9 protein-coding genes and 1 riboswitch are annotated in these 13,056 nt (G+C 66.5%); of the genes, 6 read left to right on the top strand and 3 right to left on the bottom strand.

The genetic code is table 11. The features are described from left to right. Window positions 1-148: 148 nt before the first annotated feature. Both ACVWZN_RS09995 and ACVWZN_RS09990 read right to left on the bottom strand, forming a co-directional pair. Entirely contained in the window at window positions 149-1,576 is a 1,428-nt protein-coding gene (locus ACVWZN_RS09995) for a sigma-54-dependent transcriptional regulator (RefSeq protein WP_456953691.1), read from the bottom strand. A 78-nt stretch (window positions 1,577-1,654) separates the two neighbouring features. After that, on the bottom strand, window positions 1,655-3,250 hold the full coding sequence (locus tag ACVWZN_RS09990; protein WP_456953690.1) for a sensor histidine kinase: 1,596 nt from the start codon (window positions 3,248-3,250) through the stop codon (window positions 1,655-1,657). Between the two features lie 169 nt (window positions 3,251-3,419). On the opposite strand from ACVWZN_RS09990, the gene sucC reads away from it, so the two are divergent. From sucC to ACVWZN_RS09960, 6 genes are all read left to right on the top strand, one after another. Next, the gene (sucC, locus tag ACVWZN_RS09985; RefSeq protein ID WP_027081900.1) at window positions 3,420-4,589 is read left to right on the top strand and encodes an ADP-forming succinate--CoA ligase subunit beta; all 1,170 of its coding nucleotides are present in this window, start codon (window positions 3,420-3,422) and stop codon (window positions 4,587-4,589) included. A 102-nt stretch (window positions 4,590-4,691) separates the two neighbouring features. Further along, on the top strand, window positions 4,692-5,567 hold the full coding sequence (sucD, locus tag ACVWZN_RS09980) for a succinate--CoA ligase subunit alpha (protein ID WP_456953689.1): 876 nt from the start codon (window positions 4,692-4,694) through the stop codon (window positions 5,565-5,567). Window positions 5,568-5,990: 423 nt separating this feature from the next. Then, window positions 5,991-6,199: riboswitch (cobalamin riboswitch) on the top strand. A gap of 172 nt (window positions 6,200-6,371) precedes the next feature. Beyond that, window positions 6,372-8,768: a ribonucleoside-diphosphate reductase subunit alpha gene (locus tag ACVWZN_RS09975; protein ID WP_456953688.1), complete on the top strand. Its 2,397-nt coding sequence runs from the start codon at window positions 6,372-6,374 to the stop codon at window positions 8,766-8,768. A 209-nt stretch (window positions 8,769-8,977) separates the two neighbouring features. After that, window positions 8,978-9,988, top strand: a complete 1,011-nt coding sequence (locus ACVWZN_RS09970) for a ribonucleotide-diphosphate reductase subunit beta (protein ID WP_456953687.1) — start codon at window positions 8,978-8,980, stop codon at window positions 9,986-9,988. Beyond that, the gene (locus ACVWZN_RS09965; RefSeq protein ID WP_456953686.1) at window positions 9,975-10,385 is read left to right on the top strand and encodes an acyl-CoA thioesterase; all 411 of its coding nucleotides are present in this window, start codon (window positions 9,975-9,977) and stop codon (window positions 10,383-10,385) included. Before ACVWZN_RS09970 ends, ACVWZN_RS09965 begins: the two co-directional genes overlap by 14 nt. Window positions 10,386-10,411: 26 nt before the next feature. Further along, window positions 10,412-12,034, top strand: a complete 1,623-nt coding sequence (locus ACVWZN_RS09960) for an NAD+ synthase (protein WP_456953685.1) — start codon at window positions 10,412-10,414, stop codon at window positions 12,032-12,034. Between the two features lie 66 nt (window positions 12,035-12,100). Here the strand turns inward: ACVWZN_RS09960 and ACVWZN_RS09955 are convergent, their stop codons facing one another. Then, window positions 12,101-12,973 (bottom strand): outer membrane protein assembly factor BamD, encoded by an 873-nt coding sequence (locus ACVWZN_RS09955; RefSeq protein WP_027081907.1) that lies wholly within the window; start codon window positions 12,971-12,973, stop codon window positions 12,101-12,103. Window positions 12,974-13,056: the final 83 nt, after the last annotated feature.

The following is a 13,056-nucleotide window of genomic DNA, read 5'->3' as shown; positions in this document are numbered from 1 at the left end:
TGTCCGAACGCGATGTAGTACGCCTCGTCAGGCCCGGGCTGGTAAGTTAGCGGGCTGCGGATCGCGAAATAGAGGTGCGCCAGCCGAAGCAGCGCAGTCAGGCCGAGAACCCACGCGACGGCGCGTCGGGGAGCGCCGGCTTCGTGGGTCACTCGATCCCCAACTTCTTCAGCTTGTACCGCAGCGCGCGGAACGTAATCCCCAGTGCAGCTGCGGTGCGGGTCTTGTTGTAGCGGTTTTCCTGCAGCGCGTGCTGGATGGCGGCGCGTTCGATCTCTTCGATGTACGACGGCAGCGCACTGGTGGCGGTGTCGCGCGGATCGATGGCACGTGGGTCGGCACCGGCGGCCGCGGGCGGCGTTGGCTGCGGCGCGGCAGGTGCGGGCGCCGGTGGGCCGATCTTGGAGACGACCTTCGGCAGGCTCAGGTCGTCGGCGCGGATCACTTCGCCATCGGCCAGTGCGAGCGAGCGTTCGAGGATGTTCTCCAGTTCCCGCACGTTGCCGGGGAACGGATAGGCAGCGAGCGCTTCGAGCGCGTCGGGCGACAGGTGCGGGGTAGGGCGGTCCTGCGCGGCGGAGAGGCGTCGCAGGATGACGTCGGCCAGACCCGCGAGGTCGTCGGGACGCTCGCGCAGCGGCGGGACGCGCAGCTCGATGACGTTGATGCGGTAGTAGAGGTCGTGCCGGAAGCGGCCTTCCTCGACCAGTGCGGCCAGATCCTTGTGCGTCGCCGACAGGATGCGGACGTCGACCTTCGCCTCGGCGTTGGAGCCGACTGGTCGCACCGACTTTTCCTGGATCGCGCGCAGCAGCTTGACCTGCATGGGCAGCGGCAGTTCGGCGACCTCGTCGAGGAACAAGGTGCCGCCGTCGGCCGCCTGGAACAGGCCGGGCTTGTCGGCGTGCGCGCCGGTGAACGAGCCCTTCTTGTGCCCGAAGAACTCGCTTTCCATCAGCTCGGCCGGGATCGCGCCGCAGTTCACGGGCACGAACGGCCCGGAGGCGCGGCCGCCTTCGGCATGGATGGTGCGGGCGACCAGCTCCTTGCCGACGCCGGATTCGCCGGAGATGTAGACCGGCGCCTGGCTGCGGGCGACCTTGGTCAGCGTGGCACGCAGCGAGGCCATGGCCGGCGACTCGCCGAACAGGCGCGAGGAGATGCCGGCCTCGCTGGCGGCGCGGCGGCGCTCGTGCAGCTCGAGCGCCTGGCGGACCAGGTCGCGCAGCACACCGAGGTCGACGGGCTTGCTGACGAAGTCGAACGCACCCGCCTTCAGTGCTTCGACCGCGGCCTCGACGTTGCCGAACGCTGTGATCATCGCGACCGGCGTGGTCGGATGCTTCTGGTTGATCTCGGACACGATCTCCAGCCCCGTGCCGTCCGGCAGGCGCATGTCGGTCAGGCAGAGGTCGTATTTGTTCCGGGAGAGCAGGGCGCGGGCGTCAGTGACGTTCGCCGCGGTATCGCAGCGCAGGCCCATACGGCCGAGGGTCATGACCAGCAATTCGCGGATGTCGCGTTCATCGTCGACGACAAGTGCGGTGCGGGCGGGGGCACTACGGGGTTCGGCCATCGGATCCTCCGCCGCGCACCTTAGCTGAAGTGACCGTCTACGACCACTTCCGTCGGTTTTCGTCAGGCGAAGGTCAGGTCAGCGACCCAAGGCGCTCATGCGGATCCGGAAGCAGCCGCCGACGCCGGGGGTCGGCACGTAGTCCAGGCTGGCCTGATTGGCGCGGCAGAGTTCGCGGGCGATGTAGAGGCCTAGGCCCGTGCCGTGGCTCGACGTGGTGAAGAACGGTTTGAACAGGCGCGCGCGAATGGGCTCGGGGATGCCGGGGCCGCGATCGATGACGTCGAGCACCGGCTGCCCGCTCTCGATCGCCGTGCGCAGCGTGACGCGCGCCGGCTCGCCCGGCATGCGTCCGTAGTTGAGTGCGTTGGCGACGAGCACCGTCACCGCCTGATGCAGTTGTCGCGGATCGAACAGCGCGTTGAGTTCGGGCTGTGTCGACGCACTGATCAACGTGTCGCTTTCGATCGGATGACTCACGCTGTAGTCGTCGACGAACTGCTTCGCGAAGTGCACGAGTTCGACCACGACCGGTTTCGCTGGTTCGCGTCGCGCAAGCCCGAGCACGTTCTCGACGATGCCGTTCATGCGCACGACGTGCTGATGGATGATCTCCAGCAGACGACGATCCGCCGGACGGATGTCGTCCGACTCTTCGAGCAGCTGCACGGCGTAACTCATCGCCGCGAGCGGGTTGCGGATTTCGTGCGCGAGGCTTGCGGAGAATCGACCGAGCGTTGCGAGCGTGATCGATTCCGCGCGTTGCGACAGCAGTGAGGTGTCGTCGAGGAATACGAGCGCCTGGTCGCTGTTCGCCTGCAACCGGGTGAAGCGCGGAATGACGTCGTTCTGGTCGGCGGCGATACGCAGCGGGTCATCGTCCACGGCACCTGTTTCCCGCCATTTCTGCAGGCGTCGGCCGAGTTCCGGTACCGCGACTGCAAGTTCGCGGAAGCCGTGAACTTCGTCGCCGACATCGCCGATCAGCGATGTCGCGGCTTCGTTAGCCAACCGCATGCGTCCCGCGCTGTCGACCAGCAACACGCCGGTACGCAGCCGACGGATGATCAGTTCGTTGACCTGCGCGAGGTGCTCGTTCTCGGTGGTGCGCAGCGCGGCGATCTCGTAGCTGTCACGCATCTGCCGACCGAGCACATTCATCAGCGTGGCGAGCGCGAAGTAGCCGATAGCGAACATCACCGGCTCGGACATGCCGCGACGCGGCGCGCCGTCGAACAGGCTCCAGACGTATTCGCCGACCAGCAGCGCGACGGCCGTTGTCGCGAACGCGAACGCGACGCGCGACGGCAACAGCAGCGATGCCGCGCCGACGTTGAACATCAGCATCAACGCGATGCCGGTGCCCGCGGATGGCAAGGCATGCATCGCGAGGATGCCGAAGAACAGATCTGCGGCGATGCCGACACCGGCCGAGACGCGCACATCCATCCGTCGCCCGAGGCCCAGCATCACCAGCGAGACGAAGAGGTAAGCGATCACCACCGAGCGCGACAGCAGCTCATAGCGCGGCGGCTCGAGCGTAGAAGCGAACGGCCCGAAGATCACGAAGACCAGCAGCGCCGCCTCGAGCGCCCGGTAGAGGTTGAAAAGCCGCAGTTCGCGGTAGAGGACGTGGTCGGCGTCGAGCGGGGTGACGACGGTTCTGAAGGGCACGGCGCACGTCCGACGGCAGGTCGGCCGAGTATAGGTGGCCGATTCCGCGCGGCTCGCCGGCTGCACCGGTTTTGCCCGGCCCCGCCCGATCGGCGACAATACTGCCCCCTCGCGCCGGCCTCCGGGTGCGCTCTCGCGCGCGGGCCCCACGTCCATCCTTCGGTGACGCATGAATTTCCACGAATACCAGGCAAAGCAGCTCTTTGCCGAATACGGCATCGCCGTTCCCATGGGCATCGTCGCCCGCTCGCCGGATGCGGCGGTGGCGGCGGCCAAGCAGATCCCCGGCGATCTGTGGGTCGTCAAGGCCCAGATCCATGCAGGCGGCCGTGGCAAGGCGGGCGGCGTGAAGCTCGCGAAGAACTTCGACGAGGTCGCGCAGTACGCCAAGGCGATGCTCGGCACGAAGATGGCGACGTACCAGACCGCCGGCGTCGAGCTGCCGATCGATTCGGTGCTGATCTCCGAAGGCACGGACATCGCGAAGGAGCTGTACCTGTCGGTGCTCGTCGACCGTTCGACCAAGACCGTCACCTTCATCGCTTCGGCGGAAGGCGGCATGGACATCGAGCAGGTCGCGCACGAGAAGCCCGAGGCGATCCAGACGCTGCACGTGAACTACGTCGAAGGCCTGCAGCCGTACCAGTGCCGCGACCTCGGCTTCGCGATGGGCCTCAACGCCAAGCAGGTCGGCCAGCTGACCAAGATCATGACCGGCCTGTTCAAGCTGTTCATGGAGAAGGACCTCGCGCTGGTCGAACTCAACCCGCTCGCGATCCTCACCAACGGCGACCTCGCCGTGCTCGACGGCAAGGTCGATTCCGACGACAACGCGTCGTTCCGTCATCCGGAGCTGGTCGCCATGCGCGACACGCGCCAGGAAGACGACACGGAAGTGCTGGCGTCGAAGTACGACCTCAACTACGTCACGATGGACGGCGACATCGGTTGCATGGTCAATGGCGCGGGCCTGGCCATGGCCACGATGGACGTTATCTCGCTCAACGGCGGTTCGCCGGCGAACTTCCTGGACGTGGGCGGCGGTGCTACGAAGGAGCGCGTCACCGAAGCGTTCAAGCTGATCCTGTCGAGCGACAAGGTGAAGGCGATCTTCGTCAACATCTTCGGCGGCATCGTCCGCTGCGACATGATCGCCGAGGGCATCATCGCGGCCGTCAAGGAAGTCGACGTCAAGGTGCCGGTGATCGTGCGCCTCGAGGGCACGAACGTCGAAGCGGGCAAGGAGCTTCTGAAGAACTCCGGCCTCGCGATCACGGCCGCCGACGACATCAACGACGGTGCGAAGAAGGCCGTCGCTGCGGTCCAGAAGGCCGCCTGACGTCGCCGTAGCCCGGGCAAGGCCACAGGCCGCGCCCGGGTTCGACCACCGCAAGATTTCCCGGGCGCGCCTCGCTCGTCCGGGCTACACAAGGGACTCGCAATGTCCGTTCTGATCAACAAGAACACCAAGGTGATCGTGCAGGGCTTCACCGGCTCGCAGGGCACCTTCCACGCACAGCAGATGCTCGACTACGGCACCAAGGTCGTGGGCGGCGTTACCCCGGGCAAGGGCGGTACCGAGCACCTCGGCCTGCCCGTGTTCAACACCGTCGCCGAAGCCGTGTCGAAGACCGGCGCCGATGCGTCCGTGATCTACGTGCCGCCGCCGTTTGCGGCTGACGCGATCATGGAAGCCGCGGCCGCGGGCATCCGCGTCATCGTCTGCATCACCGAAGGCATCCCGGTGCTCGACATGCTGCGCGCGAAGAACGTGCTGAAGGAGCATCCGGAGACGGTGCTCGTCGGTCCGAACTGCCCGGGCGTGATCACGCCGGGCGAGTGCAAGATCGGCATCATGCCGGGCCACATCCACATGCCGGGCAAGATCGGCATCGTGTCGCGCTCCGGCACGCTGACGTATGAAGCGGTCAAGCAGACCACCGACGTCGGCCTCGGCCAGTCGACCTGCATCGGCATCGGCGGCGATCCGATCAACGGCACCAACTTCATCGACGCGCTGCGCTGGTTCCAGGACGACCCGCAGACGGAAGGCATCATCATGGTCGGCGAGATCGGCGGTTCGGCCGAGGAAGAAGCGGCCGAGTTCATCGCCAAGCACGTGACGAAGCCGGTCGTCGGTTTCATCGCCGGTGCGTCGGCGCCGAAGGGCAAGCGCATGGGCCATGCCGGTGCGATCGCGTCGGGCGGCTCGGGCACGGCGGAAGGCAAGTTCGCAGCGCTGGAGAAGGCGGGCGTCACCACGGTGAAATCGCCGGGCGATCTGGGTGCTGCGATTGCGAAGAAGCTTGCGGGCTGATTCGACCGCTTCTCGGTACACGAAAGGCCGCCTTCGGGCGGCCTTTTTGTTTGCGGCGGGGCCGCGCTGTCCAGCGTCTACATTCGAATTTTCGTCGACACAGACATAGGCATCCACGTCGACGTTGGTCTCGGTCTGGGCGTCAAAGTCGTTTCGTGCGCTGGCGCGCCCGAGTCACTTTCTTTGCTGGTGCAAAGAAAGTAACCAAAGAAAGCACCTTCCCCGACGAATCTACAGCTCGCGATCGGGCGAGGTCACCGCGATCGCCACACTCGCCATCCTGGCTCGGGTGGCGACGGCCGACGTCCTGTCGGCCGCCCCTTCGGGGTCTTCACGATTCGTGCGTTACTCGCCGCTAACGGTCATGCAACGGCGTCGCGACCCGACCACAAAATCTAGCGTTGACGGATGGGGCCTTGCCGCATATGTTGTGCCCATCGAAGGCGCCGTCTCCTGCCAGGAGCGGCTTAATAGGGAACCCGGTGGGAATCCGGGACTGCCCCGCAGCGGTAAGTGGAAACGACCCGCGTCATTGGCACTGGCCTTCGGGCTGGGAAGCGACGCGCAGTAGGTGGCGACTCCGGTCGCCGTAGTCCACGAGTCCGAAGACCTGCCTCGATCGGTGGCCGCGTGCCGCCGCTTGGCCAGGCGTCCTCGTGGGAGGGACGGGCCGGTCTTCGGGCCCGCGCCCGTCGCCGTCCGTCTCGTCCATGTCGATGCCGGCTCGCCCGAGGGGGCGGGGGCCGGCGCAGGACGTTGCGTGCGCCGCTTTCGCTTCCTCTCCATCGCCATCGGAGAGGAAACATGACCACCGAAACACTCGTCACCACCGCCGCGCCCGACGTCGACGACGCACAGTCCGACTTCGCACTGACCCCGCCGCATGCACCGGCGACCATGACCGTGACCAAGCGCGACGGCCGGCGCGAGCCGGTCGACGTCGCCAAGATCGTGCGCGCCGTGCAGCGTTGCTCGACGGGGCTCGACGACATCGACCCGATGCGCGTCGCGCTCAAGACCATCGGCGGCATATACGACGGCGCGACCACGCGGGAACTCGACGAGCTGTCGATCCACACCGCGGCGGCGTTCACCACGGAAGAGCCGCAGTACTCGCGCCTCGCCGCGCGACTTCTCAGTGCGTACATCGACAAGGAGGTCGCCGGCCTCGGCGTCTATTCGTTCTCGCAGTCGATCGTGCTCGGTCATGATCTCGGCCTGATCAACGACCGCGTGCGCGAGGTCGTCGAGGCGAACGCGCGCAAGTTCAACGACGCGATCGACACCGCGCAGACGCAGCGCTTCGAATACTTCGGCCTGCGCACGCTGTACGACCGCTACCTGCTGAAGCATCCGCATCGTCGCCACGTCATCGAGACACCGCAGCACTTCTTCATGCGCATCGCCGTCGCGCTGACCGACACGCCGTCGGGCGCGTTGCAGCTGTATCGGCTGATGGCGTCGCTCGACTACATCCCGAGTTCGCCGACGCTGTTCAATTCCGGCACGCGGCACGAGCAGTTGTCGTCCTGCTTCCTCCTGGATTCGCCGCAGGATTCGCTGACCGATATCTACGCCCGCTACGGCGACGTCGCGCAGCTGTCGAAGTTCTCCGGCGGCATCGGACAGGCCTACCACCGCGTTCGCTCTCGTGGTTCGCTGATTCGTTCCACCAACGGGCGCAGCAACGGCGTCGTGCCGTGGCTGAAGACACTCGATGCATCGGTCGCCGCGGTGAACCAAGGCGGCAAGCGCAAGGGTGCCGCGTGCATCTATCTCGAGACCTGGCACGCGGATATCGAGGAGTTCCTCGAACTGCGCGACAACACCGGCGACGAGGCACGCCGCACGCACAACCTCAACCTCGCCAACTGGATTCCCGACCTCTTCATGCGTCGCGTCGACACCGACGGCGACTGGTCGTTGTTCGATCCGAAGGCCGTGCCCGAGCTGCCGGACCTCTGGGGCGACGCGTTCGAGCGGGCCTACGTGCAGGCCGAGCAGCAGGGGCTCGCGACGCGAACGGTGAAGGCGCGCGAGCTGTACGCGCGCATGATGAAAGTGCTCGGCGAAACCGGTAACGGCTGGATGACCTTCAAGGACGCCGCTAACCGTACATGCAACCAGGTCGGCCCGGGCCGCACCGTGCATCTGTCGAACCTGTGCACCGAGATCCTCGAAGTCACCAGCGCGGACGAGACGGCGGTGTGCAACCTCGGCTCGATCAACCTCGCGCAGCACGTCGGTGAACACGGCTTCGACTTCGACAAGCTCGCGGAAACGGTGCGCGTCGCGGTGCGCCAGCTCGACCGCGTGATCGATCTCAACTTCTATCCGATCGAATCGGCGCGACGCTCGAACCTGCGCTGGCGGCCGGTCGGGCTCGGCGTGATGGGTCTGCAGGACGTGTTCTTCAAGCTGCGGATGCCGTTCGATTCAAGCGAGGCGCTGGCGCTGTCGACGCGAGTCGCTGAAACCATCTATCTGCAGGCGCTGGACGCGTCCTGCGAACTGGCCGACCAGCACGGCGCGCATCCTTCCTTCTCGGAGACGCGCGCAGCAAACGGCGAGCTGCAGTTCGATCTTTGGGGCGTAGTGCCGACGCAGAACGCCGCATGGGGCGCGCTCAAGTCGCGCATCGCGCAGCATGGGCTGCGGAACTCCCTGCTGATCGCGATCGCGCCGACCGCGACCATCGCGTCCATCGCCGGTTGCTACGAATGCATCGAGCCGCAGGTGTCGAACCTGTTCAAGCGCGAGACGCTGTCCGGCGACTTCGTGCAGGTCAACCGCTATCTCGTCGACGAGCTGAAGAAGCTCGGCCTGTGGACGCAGGAGGTGCGTGACGCGATCAAGCTGGGCGAAGGTTCGATCCAGGCCATCGACGCGATTCCCGCGCCGCTGCGCGACGTCTATCGAACGGCGTGGGAACTGCCGCAGAAGGCACTGATTGATCTCGCCGCCGCACGCGGTGCGTATATCGACCAGTCGCAATCGCTGAATCTCTTCATGGAGAGCCCGAACATCGGGCGGCTGTCGTCGATGTACATGTACGCGTGGAAGTCGGGCCTGAAGACGACGTATTACCTGCGCTCGCGCCCGGCCACGCGCATCGCGAAAGCCACGGTGAGCATCGCGACACCACAGGCGGCCGTCGCGTGTTCGCTGGAAAACCCGGAGACCTGCGAGGCCTGCCAGTAACCGTCCAGTCCGTCACTTCGCGGAGGCGTCGATATCCGGCGCCTCCGCGGGGCTGACGTCAGCTCAATGCAGGGGCACGGGCGACGACAGGAGTCGCCGAGGGAACGCCGGGCGCGAGGGATCGCGCGCATGGATGCGGCGCATGGAAGCCGCCCGTTGCCCCTGCACCTTTTTCTCGCGATGCAATGCATCGCGCCTCCGGAATCGAAATGACCGCCACCCGCCTGCTCGACCCCGGCTTCGACCTCACCCTTCGCCCGATGCGCTATCCCGCGTTCTACGACATGTATCGCGACGCGGTGCGCAACACGTGGACGGTGGAGGAGATCGACTTCGGCATCGACGTCAACGATCTGCGCGACAAGCTGACGCCGGCCGACCGCCATCTCGTCGAACGCCTCGTCGCGTTCTTCGCCACGGGCGACTCCATCGTGTCGAACAACCTCGTACTGAACCTGTACCAGCACATCAACGCGCCGGAAGCGCGCATGTACCTGTCGCGGCAGCTCTATGAGGAAGCGCTGCACGTGCAGTTCTACCTGACGCTGCTCGACGCCTACGTGCCCGACGTCGAGCGGCGCGCCGCCGCGTTCGATGCCATCGAGAACATTCCATCGATCCGCGCCAAGGCCGATTTCTGCTTTCGCTGGATCGACTCCATCCAGCAGATGCATCGGCTCGAAACGCGCGGCGACCGCCGCATGTTCCTGCTCAACCTCATCTGCTTCGCCTGCTGCATCGAAGGCCTGTTCTTCTTCGCCGCATTCGCCTACGTCTGGTTCCTGCGTTCGCGCGGGCTGCTGCCGGGTCTGGCCGCCGGCACCAACTGGGTGTTTCGCGACGAATCGGGCCACATGGCATTCGCACTTGAGGTCATCCGCACCGTGCGCGACGAAGAGTCCGACCTGTTCGACGCCGAGATGGAGCGCGACGTGCGCGCCATGCTGCGCGAGGCGGTCGATGTCGAAGCCGCGTTCGCCCACGATGTGCTGTCCGGCGGCGTCAACGGGCTGTCGCCGCGCGAGATGCGTGACTACCTGCAGTACGTCGCCGACCTGCGCCTGCAGTCGCTCGGGCTCGCGCCGGAATTCGGCAGCCGCAACCCGTTCGCCTTCATGGACCTGCAGGACGTGCAGGAACTCACGAACTTCTTCGAGCGCCGCGTCTCGGCCTACCAGGTCGGCGTGAGCGGGCAGGTGGCCTTCGATGCCGCCTTCTGACGCGCCGCGCGAGGCACGGCTCTGGGAGATCGTCTTCCCCGACCACGCGAACCATCTCGGGACGTTGTTCGGCGGACAGGCGCTGGCGTGGATGGACAAGGCCGCGTTCGTCGCGGCGACGCGTTATGCGCGGCGCACGGTGGTGACCGCGCGGTCCGATCAGGTCGACTTCCGGGTTCCGGTGCGGCAGGGGCAACTGGTCGAACTCGTCGCACGCGTCGCCGAGGTCGGCCGGAGTTCGATGCAGGTCGACGTCGAGCTGCACACCGAGGATCCACATGCCGGCACGCGGCATCTGTGCACGCGCGGCCGCTTCAGCATGATCGCGCTAGATGCGAACGGTCGGCCCGCACCGGTCGAACCGCTCGACGACGGACCCTGCGCGGCCGGCGCGTAGAATCGGCCGCTCTCACAGGAGCGGCCATGGCCCTGCGGATCGCACTCGCCCAGTTCGATTTCCCGGTCGGCGACGCCGCCGGCAACACGTCGCGCATCGAAGCGATGATCGCGCACGCACGCGACGAGCACGGCGCCGCGCTCGTCGTGTTTCCCGAGCTCGCGGTCAGCGGTTACTCGCCGGAAGACCTGCTGCTGCGGCCTGGCTTCCTCGCCGACTGCGACGCCGCGATCCGCCGCATCGCCGCATCCACGCACGGCATCACCGCAGTCGTCGGCTGGCCGGAAACCGCCGGCGCGATCGTCTACAACTCGGCAAGTGTGCTGCGCGACGGCGAAATCGAACGCACCTACCGCAAGCGCGAGCTGCCGAACTACCAGGTGTTCGACGAGCGCCGCTATTTCTCCGTCGACCCCGATGGCGAAACCTGCGTGGTCGCGGTCGATGGCGTGCAGGTCGGCGTGGTGATCTGCGAGGACCTGTGGTTCCCCGAGCCGCTGGCCGCAACGGTGAAGGACGGCGCGCAGGTCGTCGTCGTGCCGAATGCGTCGCCCTACGAGCACGGCAAACACATGACGCGCGACGCGCTGCTCGCCGAGCGCGCGACGGAGTCGGGTACGGCGATCGCCTATCTCAATGTCGTGGGTGGGCAGGACCACGTCGTATTCGATGGCGCGTCGGTGGTCGCGGACGCGAACGGGCACGTGCATCCGGCCGCAGCTACGTTCCGCGAGGAATGGCTGGTGGTGGACTTCGATCCGACTGCAGGCGCGTTCAAGCCGGTGCGCTGGACGCCGGAGGACGACGAGAGCCGCGAAGGCCTCGCATGGCGCGGCATCGTGCGCGGCACGCGCGACTACTGCCGCAAGAACGGGTTCGAGAAGGTGTGGCTGGGGCTTTCGGGCGGTATCGATTCGGCGCTGGTGCTGGCGATCGCGGTCGATGCGCTGGGTGCGGAGAACGTCACCGCAGTCCGCTTGCCGTCGCGCTACACGGCGGGGATGTCGAACGACCTCGCGGCCGAGCAATGCGAACGCCAAGGCGTGCGCCTGCTGACCGTACCGATCGAGAAGCCGTTCGAGGCCTACCTCGAAACGCTGGCACCGGTGTTCGAAGGCCGCGCGCCGGATACGACCGAAGAAAACCTGCAGTCGCGCATCCGCGGCGGCACGCTGATGGCGATGTCGAACAAGTTCGGCGGCCTGCTGCTCACCACCGGCAACAAGAGCGAGTACGCGGTCGGTTACGCGACCATCTACGGTGACATGTGCGGCGGCTACGCGCCGATCAAGGACGTGTACAAGACCGACGTGTTCGCGCTCGCGCGTTGGCGCAACACGGTCGACGCCGTCATCCCGCAGGAAGTCATCGACCGCCCGCCGTCGGCCGAGCTGCGCGAGAACCAGAAGGATCAGGACTCGCTGCCGCCTTACGACGTACTCGACGCGATCCTCGAGCGCTATGTCGACGGCGAGCAGTCGCGCGATGAGATCGTTGTCGCAGGGTTCGATGATGCGACGGTCGACCGCGTGCTCCGGCTCGTGCGCATCTCCGAGTGGAAGCGCCACCAGGCCGCGCCGGGCCCGAAGATGACGCCGCGCGCGTTTGGCCGCGAGCGTCGATACCCGATCAGCAACGGCTACCGCTGACGCATCGATGCCGGAAACGAAAACGCCGCCCGGAGGCGGCGTTCGTCGACGCGGTGCTGCGACCGATCAGTGACCGACCTTGGACGTGTCGCCACCGAACGGGTTCAGGCGGCGCAGGTGGCTCGGGTAATCCGGCCACTCGCCCTTGAGGTAGGCGTGGTTCGGATCCGCCTTCTGCAGCTCGGCGCGCGCGTCGTTGGCGAGCGTGGTGTTGCCGAGCGACGTATACGCCGAAGCCATCGTCGCGATCGCGTCGTTCTGGTAGCTCGACTGCGGATAGTTCTCGAGCACGTACTTCGCGCGGTCGATCGCGGCGACGTCCGCGTGGCGCTCGAGGTAGTACAGCGCGGTTTCCATCTCGTAGCGGGCGAACATGTCGCGCAGCTTGGCCATGCGGTCGCGTGCGTCGGCGGCGTAACGGCTGTTGCCGTAGCGCTCGACCACGATGCCGAAGTCGTTGTACGCCTGCTGCGGCGTAGCGAGGTCGCGGCGCGCCGGGTCGAGGTGCCATACGCGCTGCAGGAACACGGCGTCGCGCGAGGAATTCACCAGGCCGCGCAGGTAGTACAGGTACGCGATGTTGCGGTTGGTCGGGTAGGTGCGGATGAAGCGGTCGATGGTGCTGATCGCGTCATCGTGCTGGCCGGCCTTGTACTGCGCGTAGGCGGTTTCGATCTGCGCCTGCTCGGTGTACGGGCCGTACGGGTACTGGGCGATGAGGCGCTTGTACGTCTCCTCGGCCGAGGACCAGTTGCCGTTGACCATGGACTTGTGACCCTTCTGGTACAGGGTCTCGACCGGAACGCCTTCGTTCGAGTCGCCCTTGTGGCGGAAGCGCGCGCAACCGGCGCCGGCGAGTAGGGAGACCGCGAGGACTGCGACCGCCAGGCCACGGACGAGGGACACGGGCGACGGGCGGAAGGCGGAGCGATAGCTCATGGGATCGACGGATGCCGGATCGGGAGACAGGAAGGCCGGATAATAGCAGGACCGTCTTAACCGACCCGCGCTGGCGGGCCGCA

The sequence above is a fragment of the Lysobacter sp. HA35 genome, assembly GCF_054061195.1.
Note: the sequence above shows the minus strand (reverse complement) of the source record. Positions and strands in the feature narration are given on the sequence as shown.